The organism is Acidaminococcus sp. BV3L6, assembly GCF_000468835.1.
GTDB classification, from domain to species: domain Bacteria; phylum Bacillota; class Negativicutes; order Acidaminococcales; family Acidaminococcaceae; genus Acidaminococcus; species Acidaminococcus intestini.
Map to the genome: position 1 here is coordinate 1 of NZ_AWUR01000047.1, position 17,280 is coordinate 17,280.

Here is a 17,280-nt window from a genome sequence, read left to right on the forward strand (position 1 = left end):
AACATGGGGTTTAGTTCTTTCAAATTTCTCTTTAGCCATTGTACTAATCCTCCTAAAATTGGGGCTTATTCAGCCGTTCCCTTATTTTTGGCAACAATCGCTTCCGCGATGTTCTTAGGAACTTCTTCGTAATGGTCGACTTCCATGGAGTAGTTGCCACGGCCCTGGGTCTTGGAACGAAGGTCCGTTGCATACCCGAACATTTCAGACAGGGGAACGAAAGCGGAAATGATTTGGGCGCCGTTTCTTGCTTCCATGCCTTCGATGCGGCCACGGCGGGAGTTCAGGTCGCCGATAACGTCGCCCATGTATTCTTCAGGGACCGTCACTTCAACTTTCATGTACGGTTCGAGCAGAACAGGGTCAGCTTTGGCGGCACCGGACTTAAAGCCCATGGAACCAGCAATCTTAAATGCCATTTCAGAAGAGTCGACTTCGTGGTAGGAACCGTCGTAAACGGTAACACCGATATCAACCATCGGATAGCCAGCCACAACACCGTTTTCCATGGCTTCTTCAACACCAGCCTGAACAGGTGCAATGTATTCCTTAGGAATGGCACCGCCAACAATCTTGTTTTCAAATTTGAAGCCTTCGCCCGGTTTGAGCGGAGTCAGTTCAAGCCAGCAATGACCATACTGACCTTTACCACCGGACTGACGAACGAATTTACCTTCGCTCTTAACAGCCTTGCGGATGGTTTCACGATAGGCAACCTGGGGATTGCCTACAGTGCAGTCAACGTGGAATTCTCTCTTCAGACGGTCGACGATGATATCAAGGTGGAGTTCACCCATACCGGAGATGATGGTCTGGGAAGATTCGGGATCCGTGCGGACACGGAAGGTCGGGTCTTCTTCAGCAAGTTTGCCAAGGGCAATGCCCATCTTTTCCTGGTCGGCCTTGGTCTTCGGTTCGATGGCTACAGAAATAACCGGTTCAGGGAAGACCATGGATTCGAGAATGACCGGAGCCTTTTCATCGCAGAGCGTATCGCCCGTGCCCGTATCTTTCAGGCCAACGGCAGCTGCGATATCACCAGCATAGACTTCTTCGATTTCCGTTCTATGGTTGGAGTGCATGCGCAGGATACGGCCGATACGTTCTCTCTTGCCTTTGGAAGAGTTGTAGACGTAGGAGCCAGCCGTCAGTTTACCGGAGTAGACACGGAAGAAAGCCAGGCGGCCAACATAGGGGTCGGTTGCGATCTTGAAGGCAAGGGCAGCAAAGGGAGCATCATCGCTGGAAGGACGAGTTGTTTCTTCGCCCGTTTCAGGATCCACGCCCTTGATGTCAGCCACATCGGTCGGAGCCGGCATGTAAGCAATGATGGCATCCAGAAGGGGCTGCACGCCTTTGTTCTTATAGGAAGAACCGCAGGTGACAGGGAACATCTTGCAGGCACAGGTCATCTTACGGATGGTGGCATTGATTTCATCTTCCGTAAGGTCTTCGCCTTCAAGGTATTTTTCCATCAGGTCGTCGTCGCCTTCAGCAACGGCTTCCAAGAGGTTCTGGCGCCATTTCTGGGCTTCTTCAACGTATTCTTCAGGAATCGGCTCGAATTCTTCGTCTTTGCCAAGGTCATCGCCATAGACGATAGCCTGCATCTTGACGAGGTCGATGAGGCCGACGAACTGATCTTCAGCACCCATCGGAATCTGGATAGGCACAGCATTTGCGCCGAGACGATCTTTCATCATCTGGACAGCGTTGAAGAAGTCAGCGCCCGTCGTATCCATCTTGTTCATGTACGCGATACGCGGTACATTGTATTCTTCTGCCTGACGCCATACGGTTTCGGACTGGGGTTCAACACCGCCCTTGGCACTGAATACGGCAACGGAGCCGTCGAGTACACGCAGGGAACGTTCAACTTCAACCGTGAAGTCAACGTGGCCCGGGGTATCAATGATGTTGATGGAATGTCCTTTCCAGGTACAGGTCGTTGCAGCAGAAGTAATCGTGATCCCACGTTCCTGTTCCTGAACCATCCAGTCCATGGTAGCGGCGCCGTCGTGGACTTCGCCGATCTTATGGGTCTTACCGGTATAGAACAGGATACGTTCCGTGGTGGTCGTTTTACCGGCATCAATGTGTGCCATGATGCCGATATTTCTGATTTTATCTAAGGGAAACTCTCTGCCCACAGATTACTCCTCCTTGTAATGATTGGTTGTAAAGATTACCAACGATAATGTGCAAACGCTCTGTTGGCTTCGGCCATCTTGTGCGTATCTTCACGCTTTTTGACGGAAGCACCGGTGTTGTTGGCAGCGTCCATCAGTTCGCCGGCAACACGTTCGTACATCGTCTTTTCACCACGCAGGCGGGAATAGTTGACGAGCCAGCGAATCCCCAGAGTGGTCTTGCGGTCAGCGCGGACTTCAACAGGAACCTGGTAGTTGGCACCGCCGACGCGGCGAGCTTTAACTTCCAGCGTAGGCATGACGTTCTTCATGGCAGCGTCGAAAACTTCCATGGGGTCTTTGCCCGTTTTGGAATGGATCAGATCAAATGCATCATAGACAATGCGTTCAGCGACACCTTTTTTGCCGTCGAGCATAATCTTGTTGATGAATCTGGTTAATAATTTGGAACCATATACTGGATCCGGTAATACGTCTCTTTTCGTTACAGGACCTTTTCTCGGCATCTGTAATTCCTCCTTCGTTATGAATCATTCACGCATTGTGCTTATTTCTTAGCTGCTTTCGGGCGTTTAGCGCCGTATTTGGAACGAGCCTGTGCGCGATCAGCAACACCGGCAGTATCCAATGCGCCACGAATGATATGATAACGAACACCAGGAAGGTCCTTGACTCTTCCGCCTCTGATGAGGACTACGCTGTGCTCCTGCAGGTTATGGCCAATACCAGGAATGTAAGCAGTAACTTCGATACCATTGGTCAAGCGGACACGAGCAACCTTACGAAGAGCAGAGTTAGGTTTCTTCGGAGTGGTGGTGTACACTCTCGTGCAGACACCGCGTTTTTGCGGTGAATTTTTCAATGCTGGCGCCGTGGATTTTTGAGTAACAACTTGTCTACCTTTACGAATCAACTGATTGATTGTAGGCATTCCGGCACCTCCTTTCTCAAGAATAAGATTTAATGTATTAAAATCTCCCAAGCGGAAGATTTTACCGAGTTTCAAGAACAGCCGCCACGGCTGCTCCCACGTGGATCCCACAGGCCTTGCCCAATTCCTGCATGGTCGGGACCGTTTCCACAGGAACCTGATGAATCCCGCACAAGGCCCTGACGGGGCCTGTGATGTGATCGCTGGCATCCATCGCCACGATGACGCCGCGGGCAGTTTCCTTGACGAGGGCCTTCTGGGTCTGTTTTACTCCCACCACAGTCGGAGCGCCGTTTTTTACTTCTTCCAAAAACATTGCGCACCTCCGTCAAGACATAGTTTCTCCTGTGACACCATGCTATTCTAGCATTCCTCGCGTACCCTGTCAAGAAAATTTTGGGCGCTGTACGCCTTATTTTATGCCATTCTTTGTTTACACGGTTCCTAGTGTGTCATATATCCCCACCGCGGACTGGAAAGAAGGGCAAAGAAAGGGTTTTTCTGTGCATTTTTGAGGATTTTTAGGTAAGAATGAAAGAAAAATGTTACGCTTCCTTATTAATGTTTTGAATATATTTCATCTTATTTATTTAAAACTTTCATTAACTATTTTAAAAAAAGACGGGGAAAGAAAGGATTCGCTCATTTCTTCCTCCGCTTCTCTTTTTATGCTTTGCTGCCCGCAGCCCTTTGATAAGGCGTAGCTGGCTCCGATTTTTTAGAGATAGCAGCCTGCCAGGCCGCCTTCCCAAAAATGCCTTAGGCGATGGTATTGGCAATAAGGGCGACGAAGACGAGGTCTTCCTTTCCCGTGTTCAAGAGACCATGGGTGCCGCCATCAGCGCAGAAGGTCACGTCGCCTGCTTTGACGGTGAATTTTTTGTCTTCGTCCGTATACTCGCCGCTGCCTTGAATCAGATAATACGTTTCATTGTTGCCGACATGCTGATGAATAGGAACGGCACAGCCCGGCTTCAGCGTAACTTGGGCAAACATCTTGACCCCCTTGCCGAGGGTCTCTGGATCCATGATGGCATCACTGATGATGCTTCCCGTCTGGGGGTTTTCCTTTACTGTTCTTGTAAGCGTATGATAGATGGCCATGGGGCATTCCTCCTTTTGGGGATATTATAATCTTTTTTCTGGCGGGGCGCAAAGGGGAAAGCTGTCAAGCTGTTTTCTTCGAGGCCTGTTCTAAAGGGCTGTCACGAGCCTTCAGTTCTGGCTGTCGGGCGAAAAAATGGAAGGAAACTAAGATGCTGTGATGCTAAAAGACTGTAAGGCAAAAGATCGTAAGGCGCCCAATCAAAAAGAGTCCTTCCAAGGAAGGACTCCCGTGGTTTATAAGCCATCGTTTTTTTACAAGCGTTCGGAATGATGATGGACCTTTTTCGACACAAGGCGTTTACTGGTCTTATAAACCTTGGCAAGACCTGAGATAAGGAGAATACCCATGGCGATGGCCGTTGCGTCAAGGGCCGCCGAGACAAAGGTATGCATACCCATGCTGTAGCCGTTTTGCATCGTATAGTTCATGGCCCGATAAAGGGGCAGCCCCGGCACAAGAGGAATGACGCCAGGAATGGAAAAAACAGGCACAGGTTCCTTGTACCAGCGGGCAAAGAGCTCACTGCAGATAGAAAGGGCTACGGTTCCAGCAAAATTGCTGAGCATGGAACTGACGCCAAAACCGCTGAGGAGAATGATGTAGACGCCAAAACCCACAGCGCCGACAAAGCCCGCTTTATAGAGGCAGTGTTTAGGACAGTTGAAGATCTTGCCAAAAGCCACGGTTCCGAAAAAGGAGCAGATGGTCTTGATGACGATGGTCAGGATGACGTTCATGGCAGTCCTCCTTAAAGATAGACGATGCCAAGGAAGGCCGCAATGCCGATGGCAATGCCGCCAACAAGGAAAATGGCCTCGCCGGCCCGGCTCGTTCCGCTCATGAGGTCACCGGCCATGAAGTCCCGGATTCCGTTGGTAAAAGCCATACCGGGTAAATAGGGCATGATTCCGCCGCCAATGGCAAATTCCATAGTGACACCAGGAATGAACAGATGACACATATAGGTGACAAAACAGATGATGACGCCTGCCATAGTCGTTTCCCAAAAACTGCTGGGGCGGAAGGGCCGCACGAGGCAGATGAAGGCCATAGAAAGGAAGGAGCCCAAGAAGGCTGCCACAAAATCCCAGAAATTGCCACCAATGACGCCGGCAAAAAAGCCGCCGGCAAAACCGGACCAAACCATGCTGTAGAGTGCGGTCGGTGACGGGCGGGCACTCAATTCATCAAGCATGGCCATGGTTTCGGCAAAGGAATGGTCCCACGTGGGCATATGATAGGAAATGTTGTTCACTTCGCTGATGAGGGTGAGATCCGTCCCCCGCCGCGTAACGCGGGAGACCATACTGGTCCCGTCCACGGTTTCGTCGCCCACCATGATCCATGACGGCGTGCTGACGGCAGCAATCTGCATATCCCTGAGGGCGCAGATGCGCGTCATCGTATCTTCCACACGATAGGTTTCGGCGCCGCTTGTCAGGAGCAGTTTCCCGCACGTGAGGGAAATCTTGAGGACCTCTTCCTTAGTCATACTGGCAATGGTGCTTTCCATGTTACCTCCAAAAATACCTATTCAGATTCAAACAAGGCGTCCACAGCGCTGCGAAAGCGCGTGGCCCCACCCATGGAAGGATGAGGAACCGCGTCGCAGGCTACGCCATACTTCTGGAGCGTGTCCGCACTTTTTCGGCCAATGGCAATGACGCGCATCCCCGGCACAAGGGCAAGGATCATACGAGCAAAGTCAATGCCTTCGTCAAGCTCTTTTGGCGTCGGCGTGCGGTTTGTCAGGATGCCCGATGGTTTATAGGGATGGAAGGGATAAATATTCCACAAAATCGTCTGGAAAGGGGCCAGTTCTTGGGCCGCAAGTTCCCCCCACATGACGGTCGCCGTCGGTTCATTGAAGCCTTTTTCCCGCTGCATGCGGTTTAACAGGGGCGACTCGGGATTGCTTGTCCTTTGGCAAGGGTAATCCTCGCCAAGAACCACATGGGGCCGCACGTTAGGGTGATGACCCAAAAGGATGCGCTCACTCGTCATGGCCATGCCTGAAAAGTGCCCGCCTTGATAACCCAGTCCTTCGGCAATAAAAAGAAAGCGTGCCTTTTGGCGGAGCGTCAAATAGCGCTTCAGATTGGCTGCCCGGATGAGGGGTGCCTGGGGCCCAATGTCACACTGGGGGTCGTAATCGGCCCATGGGTTGAAGGCCGTATCGCTGTGATAGCCCTGCAGGGCTTTTATGAAACTGTCAATGGATAATGCTGTCATTCAAGGGCCTCCATAAGAGCTTCCCATTTTTCCATGAAGCCATCAATGAGCTGTTGCTCCTTTTCGTATTCCGCGGCAAGGGCCGCACTTTTTTCAAGGTCCATCTGGTTTTCAGGATCGGCAATCTGCTGACTTAGGACCTTTTGCAGAGCCTCGTGTTCACGGATTTTCAGTTCTACTTCAGGCAGGAGTTTTTCCGCCTCAGCCGGCGTATAGATCCGCTGGTTTTTGGATTTTTCCTCATGGGGGCGGTGCTTTGATCCATCAGGTTTTACCGGTTCTTCCTTCGGCGCTCGATGAGAGGATTCCGGAAGCGGCGCTTCCCGCTGTTGGCGTTTGTCCCGTTCTTCCAGATAGAAGTCGTAATTGCCGTTATAATTCGTGAGGTGCCCCTTTTCAACAGCCCAGATGCGGCCTGCCACTTCATTAACGAGATAGCGGTCGTGAGTGACGAGAAGAACCGTCCCGTCAAAGGTCTCAAGGGCGGCTTCGACGGCTTCTTTGGCCATGATATCAAGATGGTTCGTCGGTTCGTCAAGAACGAGGCAATTGGCCCCGTCAAGAACCAGTTTCAAGAGGACCAGACGAGCTTTCTGACCGCCGGAAAGGCTCCCGATGGTTTTATAGACGTCTTCCCCGCGAAAGAGCATACTGCCCAATAGACGGCGCGTCTGTTCGTCCGTCATGCCATACTCCGTAAGGAAGTTGTCAAGAATGGTCTGCTGGGAATCAAGGCGCTCATAGCTTTGGGAAAAGTAGCCAATCTTCACGCGGTTTCCAATCTTTGCTTCGCCGTGAAGGGGCGGGATTTCCTGAAGGATGGTTTTTAGGAGGGTTGACTTGCCGCTCCCATTGGGCCCGATGATGGCCACCTTTTCCCCGCGGCGCAGGACCAGGTCAATGTCGCTTAAAAGGGCGTTTCCTTCATAGCCAACGGAAAGGTGTTCCAACATGATGACCTTTTCCGCGGATTCAGCGGCATGGGGCAGACGCAGCGTAAAAGATTCTTCCTTTACGGGTGCGTCAATGCGTTCCATCCGGTCCAGCTGGGACTGACGTCCCCGAGCCATCTTGCTTTTGATGCCGGCCTTGTAGCGCCGGATATACTCTTCCGTGCGTCGGATGGTTTCCTGCTGCGCTTCATAAGCCCGGGTCTGGGAGAGAACCTGGAGCTCTTTTTGCTCCACATAGCGGGAATAGTTTCCTTTATAGCGGTGCAGGGTCCCCCCTTCCATTTCAAGGATGCCTTCCACAACGGCATCAAGGAAGGCCCGATCATGAGAGATGATGAGGACACCACCGCGGAACTCACGAAGATATTTTTCCAGCCATTCACTCATGACAATATCCAGGTGGTTCGTCGGTTCGTCGAGGATGAGCAGATCCGGCGAATTGACAAGAGCCGCCGCCAGCTGAAGGCGCGTTTTCTGTCCGCCCGAAAGGGCCAGGGCGTTGTGCTCCCAGGTGGATTCTGGATAGCCCAGTCCCATCAGGACCCGCTTGATGTTATTTTCGTAGTGATAACCGTCCAAGTGGGCATAGCGGGTTTCCACCCGACCATAACGGTCCAGGACATCCTTTAGGGCATCACCTGTCTTTTCGCCGCTTTCCCGCTCAAGTTCCTTCATCGTTTCCCGGAGGGAAAGAATATCCGGGCAGGAACGGAGCATGAACTCCCAGATGGTTTCGTCTTCGATATTGTCAAACCCCTGTTCCACATAGCCAACGCGAATTTCCCCTGCATATTGGACGGTTCCCTTATCGGCAAAGGAGGGATCCATGAGGCAGCGCAGGAGCGTCGTCTTGCCGCTGCCGTTGACACCGACAAGGCCTAGCTTTTCCCCTTGGCGAATGGTAAAGCTCACCTTGTCAAAGATATCATGAGCGCCAAAGCTTTTGGCGAGATGATCGACGGTTACCAGGATATCCATAAGGCTCAGCGATATCCATTGGGGTGGCCGCTATGCCAGCGCCATGCCGTCTCCACAATTTCCTTGACGCTGCTGTGTTCGGGCTTCCAATGGAGTTCCTTTGCAATTTTTTCGCTGGAGGCAATGAGCCGCGCAGGATCGCCAGCACGGCGTTTTTCTTCCTTTACCATGAAGTCACGGCCCGTTACTTCCTTGACGGCATTGATGATTTCCCGGACAGAAAGTCCCGTCTTGGTTCCCAGATTATAGACCCGACTTGCACCGCCCTTGACAAGATGGTTCAGGGCAAGGATATGAGCGGAGGCCAGGTCCTTCACATGGATGTAGTCCCTGAGGCACGTGCCGTCAGGGGTGTCGTAGTCCGTACCAAAGATGGAAATAGCATCGCGCTTACCCAGAGCGGCTTGGATGGTCAGGGGAATGAGATGGGTTTCCGGATTATGGTCTTCCCCGATATTTCCCAAAAGGGACGCGCCAGCAGCATTGAAGTAGCGCAGGGCTACATAATGAAGGCCGTAGGCCATGCTGTAGTCACGCAGCATGTTTTCAATCATGAGTTTTGTCCGGCCATAGACATTCGTTGGATGAAGGGGCATGTCTTCCGTAATAGGAACCTGGTCCGGTTCCCCGTAAACGGCCGCCGTCGACGAAAAGACGATATACTCGACGCCGCTTTCCCGCATGGCGTCAAGAAGACCCAAAGTACCAGCCACATTGTTATAGTAATATTTTCCCGGATCGACCATGGACTCGCCGACCTGGGAACTTGCAGCAAAGTGCAGGACGGCATCGATTTCATATTGGCCCATGATATGCTTCAAGAAGGTGAAATCGTGAAGGTCCCCTTGGATAAGCTGTACCGTTTCGGGAACCGCTTCGGCATGACCGGTACTGAAATTATCATAAACAATCGGTGTATAACCAGATTTGATGAGATCATCAATGACATGGGAACCGATGTAACCGGCCCCGCCCGTAACAAGAACGTTCATACTGCTGCCTCCTTATGCTTTCTCGCCCTGGATAAGGTCCAGAAGTTCACGGGTCTTTTGTTCGAGAAGTTCCCGATCTCCTCTTGTTTCAACATTGAGACGCACCACAGGTTCCGTATTGGATTTACGAAGGTTGAAGCGCCATTCATCATAGACGACGCTAAGCCCGTCCATACGGTCCTGGATGCCGGATTTAAAGCGCGTCGACAGGGATTCCATGATGGCATCGGCATTCCCCACTTTGCGGTTGATTTCTCCGCTGCAGGGATATTCGCGGATGCGAGCGTCCACCATTTCAGCAAGACTAAGGCCTGATGTCGACATGAGAGAAATGACAAGAAGCCAAGGAATCATCCCGCTGTCGCAGTAGGAAAAATCGGCGAAATAGTGATGGGCACTCATTTCTCCGCCATAAAGAACATGTTCCCGACGCATACATTCCTTGATGAAGGCATGACCGCTCTTGCAGCGGACAGGATAGCCCCCTTCACGGGCAATGATGTCCTCTGTATTCCAGATCAAGCGCGGGTCAAAGAGGATCTTGGCACCGGGATGCTTCTTGAGGAAGTAAGAGGCAAAAAGACCGACAAGATAATACCCTTCGATGAAGCGTCCATTTTCATCAAAGAAGAAGCAGCGGTCAAAATCCCCGTCCCAGGCAATGCCAAGATCGGCCCCTTCCCGGCGGACAGCGTCGCTGGTGGCATCACGGTTTTCAACAAGGAGCGGATTAGGAACTCCATTGGGGAAATGTCCGTCCGGCGTGTCATTAAGATACGTAAAGTGACAGGGCAGGTGTTTTGCCAGTTCCTTTACAATGGGACCGGCTCCGCCATTTCCGGGGTTAGCCACGATGTTTAGGGGAGCAATCTCTTTAGTGTCGATATAGCTAAGGAGATGATCCACATAACTTGGGACAATGTCCACCTGCTCATAGCTTCCCTGCCGTGCGGCTTTGGGATATTTTGTTTCAAAATCAGGATCTGTGACCATGGCCGCAAGGTCCTTTAATCCCGTGTCTCCCGAAATGGGCCGGGACTCGCTGCGGACAAGCTTCATCCCGTTATATTCGGCAGGATTATGGCTTGCTGTAATCATCATGCCGCCATCAGCCTTAAGATGGGCAACCGCAAAATAAATCATTTCCGTACCGCACTGACCAAGATCGATGACATGTGTCCCCATGTCACGCATCCCACGTACAGCGGCGTCGCGCAGGCTGGGCCCGCTCAGACGGATGTCGTGACCTATGACAAGGGTCTTTGCCTTGAGGTAAAAGGCAAGACTGCGGCCCAAGGCGTAAGCAAGTTCCTCATTGACGTCGCTGGGAACGACGCCGCGGATATCATAGGCTTTGAAACCTTTTGTACTGATCATAGAATTCTTCCTTTCTTATATCTGATAGGGCATTTCTTCCGCAGGCATCAAATCTTTGGCCCGGGCATAAACCGCCCGCAGGGCCGAAGTATTGATGATGGGAACATTCCCGTTCTTGATGATGATATCGGTCCGGGCCAGTTCACGCAGGACAAATCCTAAGGTAACGCCAAAATTGAGACGATCCTTCTGTTCGAGCGTAAACTGATCGTAATCGTTGTTTTTCTTGATGAGGGCCGTAAAAAAATCAAGCTGTTCATCATGTTCCTTTTTGAGCGGCTTCATATAGCCCAGGACATGGGTCACAACATGAAAAAGGCGATCAGCCCGCGCCGTCGCGTCAGCAAGACGGACCGATTCCTTATCCGTCAATTCCTTGTAGCGGCGGGCCGCCCGTTTGGAAACCTTGCGTTCCCGCTTTCTGCCATGACGGTCCTTGAAATAACCACGGGGCATGACTTTGGGAAAATCCATGACGGCGCACAGGACCTGCTCTTCGTCAAGGACGCCGCATTCTGACGTATAAAGGGGCTGCTCCATGATTTGTTCGAGAATGAGGCGCGACTCCCCTTCGGCCAGGGCCGTCTGGCTGTAATCACTGGCCGCCCCGCCTTGAAGAGCAACAATAGTCAGCATCCCTGTCCCTTCAATATCAAGATGATCCGTATGGATTCGTTTTACGACGTCTGCCACCTTCCGCAGCTTGCGCACATCCTGGGGCAGCATGTGGAGGTTCTTGTGGCTCTTATAGGTATAATGACCGGGGAGGTTGATGAGCTTATCCAGCGTGTCAAACATCGCGGTATACTTGGACCACGTAGATAACTTCAAACGGCCCAATTCCTCGATGAGGGGAACGAGCCTTTCCATTTGTTTATAGAATTTATAGCGTTCTTCGTTATAACGCTCCGTTGCATTGCGCACGACGGTTTCAGGACTGTTCAGGTTCATGTAGAGCTTCATGCCCGCTGCTCCGATTCCGGCAGCAGCCCAAAGAGCAAGAGGTATCGGCATAGATATCGTCCATCCTTTCCTCAAGGGGGACACAGGGCGGATAACCGGGCTGGTCTCACGATGATACTCATAGAATTATATCTTTTAAATGGGTTTGTCGCAAGGGTAGAGGTCTGTAGTTTTACTCGGCGCGGAAATCGCGCCGATTCGATGCGGCTACGTGTCGTCATTGGCTTTAAAAAGATTGATCTGATGCCGATGATGACATGCCCCGTCGCAAGAAGGTACGTACCACAATCTCATTTTTAAGACGCCCAAAAAAATGCCTTCGGCGGATGGGCCACTTCTTGGAATTTTTTCGGTTTTTAAAGGAAACATGATTCGCCTGAAGCCCATATCGGCCCATCTGCGTAGTCAAAAAGACGGAACATGATACGGCTGATCCTCTATAGCCATCTTCCGCATTGACTCGAAAACGATACCCCGCCTTTGACAGCCGCACCAGGATAAATCCATTGCAGCTGCGGAGGTAAAGGAACCGTTTTCGTGTACGACGGGGCCGATAATATAATTTATTAGCACTCATGTTGTGTGGGAAATATCCATACGGTTATCCAATTCGGATTTCCCGATTTCGGTGGTGGATGAGAAACCGCAGCGACGTTTCCTTGCAAGCAGCTAGCAAGGCAAATATGCCCGAGTCCCAAGCCCGCATTGGGGCAAAGCACAAGGGCGCAGGGCCATGTTTCCGGGCGAATGGATTCGGTCCCTCCCCCTTTAAAGAAGGAACGGTTTAGGGTCGGCTGTACAGTCTTTTGATGGATTCAAATTCCAAAGACAAAAGATTCGGCTGCACCGATTTTAGTGGCAGAACAGCAGTGCGGCCCTGCATCACAGCATCACACCACCTGAACATCATAATCCCCCACTCCCAAGCCATACAAAAAGAGGCTGTGAGAAATGATGTACTCATTTCTCACAGCCTCTCGGCGTTCTTATTTTACATCTTTTAGTTTCATACGATTATTCGTGATTTCATTTGCTACATCTTTTGTCATATCCCGGATGAGTTTTTCCAAGTTCTTTTCCTTACTCGTACGCACGTCGGTCATACGGTAGACCGGTGCCTCTCCTTTGGTGACAAGGAAGGAAAGGGAGACAAGGGATTCCACCGGTTCCCGTTTGTCCTTGATGGCTTCCTGAGCCGCTTCTCCTTCGAGGGGCACAGTCCCTGCAAAATTGACAACGACCTGCATGGTCAGGGTCTTTCTCAGGTAACGGTCGGGCAGCATGACTGGATTGTTATAAAGCGTCACCCCTTCATCCTTCAAGGATTTCTGGAGCCCAAGATAGGTGAGGCGGACCGCATCCTCATCGCGTCTGAATTGGGGGTTATTCTTAACAAATTCCCCATCAGTCTTTTCGAGACTTTTTAGATAGACAACCTTGGTCTTATTGAAAGGAACGCCGCTTGCTTTGGCGCCGCTGCGCTCAGCACTTGCCGTAAAAGGAACGGCAAGGAGCGTCATAAGAAGCGTGACAAGGGTGAGTAATTTTTTCATGGAAATCCTCCTTGGCGATTCATCAAATTCCTTCTTATTATACAACGGAACCCCTACTCTGTGAACTCATTTACGACGAGTTCACAAAGGTTTTTCCCAAAAAATCCCAATAAACGTAAAAATGCTGGGAAGAAGGGGTCCTTCCCAGCAGTCAAGGCTTACGCCTTTACCACGTCAATTTTACCGTTTTTCAAGACGACTTTCAGATGATCGCCGCTTACAATGTCTCCTTGGACAATCTTCTGGCTGACGATGGTTTCCACACTATGAACGATGAGGCGCTTTAACGGACGAGCGCCAAAGGCAGGATCGAAGCCTTCCTTGGCAAGGGCATCGACAGCTTCATCAGTGGCCTCAAGGGTGAGTTCCATCTGACTTTGCAGGCGTTTGCCCAGCTGACCCAGAATGAGGCGGACAATGCTGCGGATCTGATCCTCGCCGAGCGGTTTGAAGACAACAATGTCATCCACACGGTTCAGGAATTCCGGACGGAAGAACTTCATCAGCATACTGCGCACTTCTTCATGGCTGATTTCACCTTTATGTTCCATGATTTCATGGGATCCAAGGTTGCTCGTCATGATGATGAGGGTATTCTTGAAGTCGATGACACGGCCCTGGCCATCGGTCAGGCGGCCATCATCAAGGACCTGGAGGAGCACGTTGAAGACGTCGGCATGAGCTTTTTCGATTTCATCAAAAAGGATAACCGAATAAGGATGACGGCGCACGGCTTCCGTGAGCTGACCCCCTTCTTCATAGCCTACATATCCCGGAGGCGCACCAATCAAGCGGCTTACGGTATGCTTTTCCATATATTCACTCATATCGATGCGGATGATGCTCTTTTCATCGTTGAAGAGCACTTCGGCAAGGCTCTTGGCAAGTTCCGTCTTGCCGACGCCCGTTGGGCCCAGGAAGATAAAGGAACCAATGGGCTTATTGGGATCCTTGATACCAGCACGAGCGCGGATAACGGCTTCGGAGACAGCCTTCACAGCTTCATCCTGACCGATGACCCGCTGATGGAGGATTTCATCCAGGTGAGCCAGTTTCTTCTTTTCGCCTTCCATAAGGCGGCTCACAGGGATCCCCGTCCAGGTGCTGACGACTTTGGCGATATCGTCTTCGTCGACTTCTTCCTTGAGAAGACGGTCTTCTGCATGCTCTTCTTTTTCCAGTTTCTGGAGCTGTTTCTGCAGTTCCGGCAGACGGCCATACTTGAGTTCGGCAAGCTTGTTGAGATCATAGTCGTGCTCGGCCGTTTCCATGTCCTTCTTCACCTGGTCAATGGCTTTTTTGACCTGGCGAACCTTGGCAATGCCAGCCTTTTCTTCCTGCCAGCGAGCTGTCATCTTATCGTTCTTTGCTTTCATCTCTTTCAGTTCCTCACGGATCTTTTCGAGACGGTCAGCCGACTGCTTATCTTCTTCTTTGGAAAGGGCCTGTTCCTCAATCTGGAGCTGAAGCATACGGCGGCGGCTTTCATCCAGTTCCGTCGGCATGGAATCAATTTCCGTACGCAGACGGGCTGCCGCTTCATCGACGAGGTCGATAGCCTTATCCGGCAGGAAGCGTTCACTGATATAGCGGTTTGAAAGCGCAGCCGCAGCTACAAGGGCAGAATCCTTGATGCGGACCCCATGATGGACTTCGTACCGTTCCTTCAAGCCACGCAGGATGGAAACCGTATCCTCGACACTTGGTTCCTTGACAAGGACAGGCTGGAACCGGCGTTCCAAGGCACTGTCTTTTTCAATATACTTTCGATACTCATTAAGGGTCGTGGCCCCAATACAGCGGAGTTCACCGCGGGCCAGCATCGGTTTCAGGATATTTCCGGCATCCATGGACCCTTCGGAGGCACCGGCTCCAACGACGGTATGGAGTTCATCGATGAACATGATGATCTGTCCAGCCGAATCGGCAACAATCTTGAGGACTTTCTTCAAGCGTTCTTCAAATTCACCGCGGTACTTGGCCCCAGCAACAAGGGACGCAAGATCCAGGGCATAGAGGGTCTTGTTCTTTAAGGATTCAGGCACGTCGCCTGCCACGATCCGGCGGGCAAGGCCTTCTACAATAGCCGTCTTGCCAACACCCGGTTCCCCAATGAGGACAGGGTTGTTCTTTTTCCGACGAGACAGGATCTCAACGGTACGGCGGATCTCATCGTCACGACCAATGACCGGATCAAGGGCTCCCTTGCGGGCCTTAGCCGTCAGATCCTGCCCATATTTTTCCAAGGTCTTGCGGTTTTCGTCACTGTCCTTGCCGCCTTCATAGCGGTCGACGAGACCACGGATGGCCGAACGGGTAATGCCGTACTTGCGGCAGAGGGAAACCACATCGCTATCGCCATCTTCACAGAGGGCAGCCAGCAGATGGGCTCCGGTAATCTTATTTTGGCCGGCTGCTTTTTCCGCGAGGGCAAAGACCCTTGCCATCCCCGTGGACATACTAAGCTGGTCCGTTCCCTTCACAGACGGGACGGCCTTCACCAAATGGTCAAGGTCACGACTGAAGTCGTTTTCCTCGATATGAAGGCTCTTTAAGACATAATGGAGGAAACTATCAGGTTCGCTCATCATGGCTGACAGGAGATGGACGGTTCCCACCTCTTGGTTATAGTTCATGACAGCTTGCTGCTGACTGGCTTCCAATAAACTTTTGACTTCTTCACTGAAACGTTCTGACTGCATCATAAACACCTCCGCATGCTGCCTAAAATTTTTATTCTATGGATAAGGGCCCAAGGGCCACGAAAATGGGGAAATACCCCTGTTACCAATCCCCCAAAGGGGAAGGCGTGCAAAACGCCTTTATGTAATCTTCCTGATAGGAAGGAAAAACAAGGCTGCTGTCGAAAAAGGATGATAGGAACTTTGCTTTTTTTGCTGCCTAGTTAAGGAGGCTTTTATGAATTCATCCATTATCCTTTACCACCTTTTCGACGTCGCCGATGAAATCGACCTCAATGTCGTGGAAGCCATCTGGACCAGCCGGAACAAGATTGCATCCCGTCTGCGATTTGAAAAGAGTGCACCAAACTCCATCAGTTTTCAGAATCCCCCGGTCCTTGTTGAATTGGGAACCCATGATATGGAATTTGCCGGGGACCAATACACAGCGGTCATCAAGGCCCGCATCTTTGACATTGGCGTCGTCAGTCTTATCTTTCATTTGGAAGTCCCGGAAGACATTTCCTATGAAAAATACCAAAACCTGACCATTGCCGTCGACTCCTTGCCAGAAAACGTGGTCCGCGAATACATCGATGCCATCACGGATACGATCCGGCCGGCGTGCACGAAGATGCGCATTTCCGACTTTGATGAGGATTTTGTCGTCTACTATTTCAAGGACAAGCTCCCCGATTGGGACCTGGCGGCCCTTATCATGAAGGACAAGACGCCGCTTAGCGAAGAAACGAGGAAGGATGCCCTCGTAAACCGCTTCTCCTACAGCAAGGACGATGTCATCTACCTGACGTGGGATACAGCGATTATGCTGGATCGGACGGGAAGCACGGACCTGCCGGACCTCCTTGAATTTGCCAATGCCCAGTTCCTCGAACTGCGCTACTACGATGATGCCCTCCGGAAAGCCATCGACAGCACATACGACGAAATCGACAAAGCAACCGAACCCGGATCCCGCGGTAAGGCCAAGACCTTCCGCAAGGTCCGCAATGAGCTCATGGAAGTCATGGCCGACATGAGCGTCCTTACGAGCAATGTTGATAACGCCCTCCAAGTCACAGAGGATGTCTTCAACGCCCGCGTCTACGCCCGGTACATGTATCTTTTGCGGGCTGACGTATGGCGGGAAAATATCAACACCAAACTAAAGGTGCTCCAGCGCTGCTACGAACTGCTCAATACGGAAGTCCTGATGGACCGCTTCTCAAAGAAACTGCATCTCATCATCGGACTTCTGGCCGTTCTTGCGGCAGCCGCTGCCATGTGGGCCCTGCCAGAGGCCATCATAAAGCTCATCACGATCTTGACTTGGGTTACATCGCCCCATCCCTTCTAAGAAAA

15 protein-coding genes are annotated in these 17,280 nt (G+C 51.4%); 1 reads left to right on the top strand and 14 read right to left on the bottom strand.

The features are described from left to right. Positions 1–65 precede the first annotated feature (65 nt). The 14 genes from fusA to clpB form a co-directional block, all read right to left on the bottom strand. Positions 66–2,150 (bottom strand): elongation factor G, encoded by a 2,085-nt coding sequence (fusA, locus tag HMPREF1246_RS08325; protein WP_009016333.1) that lies wholly within the window; start codon positions 2,148–2,150, stop codon positions 66–68. Positions 2,151–2,185: 35 nt separating this feature from the next. Continuing rightward, positions 2,186–2,656, bottom strand: a complete 471-nt coding sequence (rpsG, locus tag HMPREF1246_RS08330) for a 30S ribosomal protein S7 (RefSeq protein WP_009016332.1) — start codon at positions 2,654–2,656, stop codon at positions 2,186–2,188. 41 nt (positions 2,657–2,697) lie between these two features. After that, entirely contained in the window at positions 2,698–3,081 is a 384-nt protein-coding gene (gene rpsL / locus HMPREF1246_RS08335; RefSeq protein WP_009016331.1) for a 30S ribosomal protein S12, read from the bottom strand. 61 nt (positions 3,082–3,142) lie between these two features. After that, positions 3,143–3,397 (bottom strand): ribosomal L7Ae/L30e/S12e/Gadd45 family protein, encoded by a 255-nt coding sequence (locus tag HMPREF1246_RS08340; RefSeq protein WP_009016330.1) that lies wholly within the window; start codon positions 3,395–3,397, stop codon positions 3,143–3,145. A gap of 443 nt (positions 3,398–3,840) precedes the next feature. Next, positions 3,841–4,185: a cupin domain-containing protein gene (locus HMPREF1246_RS08345; RefSeq protein WP_009016329.1), complete on the bottom strand. Its 345-nt coding sequence runs from the start codon at positions 4,183–4,185 to the stop codon at positions 3,841–3,843. Positions 4,186–4,440: 255 nt separating this feature from the next. Then, complete coding sequence (locus HMPREF1246_RS08350) at positions 4,441–4,926, bottom strand: threonine/serine exporter family protein (RefSeq protein WP_009016328.1); 486 nt, start codon at positions 4,924–4,926, stop codon at positions 4,441–4,443. Between the two features lie 11 nt (positions 4,927–4,937). After that, positions 4,938–5,702: a threonine/serine exporter ThrE family protein gene (locus HMPREF1246_RS08355; protein ID WP_009016327.1), complete on the bottom strand. Its 765-nt coding sequence runs from the start codon at positions 5,700–5,702 to the stop codon at positions 4,938–4,940. Positions 5,703–5,719: 17 nt separating this feature from the next. Then, positions 5,720–6,421, bottom strand: a complete 702-nt coding sequence (locus tag HMPREF1246_RS08360) for a uracil-DNA glycosylase (RefSeq protein WP_009016326.1) — start codon at positions 6,419–6,421, stop codon at positions 5,720–5,722. Continuing rightward, positions 6,418–8,352 carry an ABC-F family ATP-binding cassette domain-containing protein gene (locus HMPREF1246_RS08365; RefSeq protein ID WP_009016325.1) on the bottom strand — a complete coding sequence of 645 codons (1,935 nt, stop codon included), beginning with the start codon at positions 8,350–8,352 and terminating at the stop codon, positions 6,418–6,420. The genes HMPREF1246_RS08360 and HMPREF1246_RS08365 overlap by 4 nt, the downstream gene beginning before the upstream one ends. A gap of 5 nt (positions 8,353–8,357) precedes the next feature. Beyond that, positions 8,358–9,344, bottom strand: coding sequence for a UDP-glucose 4-epimerase GalE (galE, locus tag HMPREF1246_RS08370; protein WP_021737258.1), 987 nt, complete (start codon positions 9,342–9,344; stop codon positions 8,358–8,360). A 12-nt stretch (positions 9,345–9,356) separates the two neighbouring features. Beyond that, on the bottom strand, positions 9,357–10,721 hold the full coding sequence (locus tag HMPREF1246_RS08375) for a phosphomannomutase/phosphoglucomutase (RefSeq protein WP_009016323.1): 1,365 nt from the start codon (positions 10,719–10,721) through the stop codon (positions 9,357–9,359). 15 nt (positions 10,722–10,736) lie between these two features. Continuing rightward, the gene (locus HMPREF1246_RS08380) at positions 10,737–11,735 is read right to left on the bottom strand and encodes a hypothetical protein (RefSeq protein WP_014129146.1); all 999 of its coding nucleotides are present in this window, start codon (positions 11,733–11,735) and stop codon (positions 10,737–10,739) included. 935 nt (positions 11,736–12,670) lie between these two features. After that, positions 12,671–13,237 carry a hypothetical protein gene (locus HMPREF1246_RS08385; protein ID WP_009015298.1) on the bottom strand — a complete coding sequence of 189 codons (567 nt, stop codon included), beginning with the start codon at positions 13,235–13,237 and terminating at the stop codon, positions 12,671–12,673. A gap of 158 nt (positions 13,238–13,395) precedes the next feature. Continuing rightward, on the bottom strand, positions 13,396–15,939 hold the full coding sequence (clpB, locus tag HMPREF1246_RS08390) for an ATP-dependent chaperone ClpB (protein WP_035224666.1): 2,544 nt from the start codon (positions 15,937–15,939) through the stop codon (positions 13,396–13,398). A gap of 217 nt (positions 15,940–16,156) precedes the next feature. On the opposite strand from clpB, the gene HMPREF1246_RS08395 reads away from it, so the two are divergent. After that, positions 16,157–17,275, top strand: coding sequence for a hypothetical protein (locus HMPREF1246_RS08395; RefSeq protein ID WP_009015300.1), 1,119 nt, complete (start codon positions 16,157–16,159; stop codon positions 17,273–17,275). The last annotated feature ends 5 nt before the right edge of the window (positions 17,276–17,280 follow it).

Excerpts from the sequence above, each read along its gene's own strand:
- rpsG (WP_009016332.1), bottom strand. The coding sequence starts at position 2,656 with ATGCCGAGAAAAGGTCCTGTAACGAAAAGAGACGTATTACCGGATCCA.
- rpsL (WP_009016331.1), bottom strand. The coding sequence starts at position 3,081 with ATGCCTACAATCAATCAGTTGATTCGTAAAGGTAGACAAGTTGTTACT.
- HMPREF1246_RS08340 (WP_009016330.1), bottom strand. The coding sequence starts at position 3,397 with ATGTTTTTGGAAGAAGTAAAAAACGGCGCTCCGACTGTGGTGGGAGTA.
- HMPREF1246_RS08345 (WP_009016329.1), bottom strand. The coding sequence starts at position 4,185 with ATGGCCATCTATCATACGCTTACAAGAACAGTAAAGGAAAACCCCCAG.
- HMPREF1246_RS08350 (WP_009016328.1), bottom strand. The coding sequence starts at position 4,926 with ATGAACGTCATCCTGACCATCGTCATCAAGACCATCTGCTCCTTTTTC.
- HMPREF1246_RS08355 (WP_009016327.1), bottom strand. The coding sequence starts at position 5,702 with ATGGAAAGCACCATTGCCAGTATGACTAAGGAAGAGGTCCTCAAGATT.
- HMPREF1246_RS08360 (WP_009016326.1), bottom strand. The coding sequence starts at position 6,421 with ATGACAGCATTATCCATTGACAGTTTCATAAAAGCCCTGCAGGGCTAT.
- HMPREF1246_RS08365 (WP_009016325.1), bottom strand. The coding sequence starts at position 8,352 with ATGGATATCCTGGTAACCGTCGATCATCTCGCCAAAAGCTTTGGCGCT.
- galE (WP_021737258.1), bottom strand. The coding sequence starts at position 9,344 with ATGAACGTTCTTGTTACGGGCGGGGCCGGTTACATCGGTTCCCATGTC.
- HMPREF1246_RS08375 (WP_009016323.1), bottom strand. The coding sequence starts at position 10,721 with ATGATCAGTACAAAAGGTTTCAAAGCCTATGATATCCGCGGCGTCGTT.
- HMPREF1246_RS08380 (WP_014129146.1), bottom strand. The coding sequence starts at position 11,735 with ATGCCGATACCTCTTGCTCTTTGGGCTGCTGCCGGAATCGGAGCAGCG.
- HMPREF1246_RS08385 (WP_009015298.1), bottom strand. The coding sequence starts at position 13,237 with ATGAAAAAATTACTCACCCTTGTCACGCTTCTTATGACGCTCCTTGCC.
- clpB (WP_035224666.1), bottom strand. The coding sequence starts at position 15,939 with ATGCAGTCAGAACGTTTCAGTGAAGAAGTCAAAAGTTTATTGGAAGCC.
- HMPREF1246_RS08395 (WP_009015300.1), top strand. The coding sequence starts at position 16,157 with ATGAATTCATCCATTATCCTTTACCACCTTTTCGACGTCGCCGATGAA.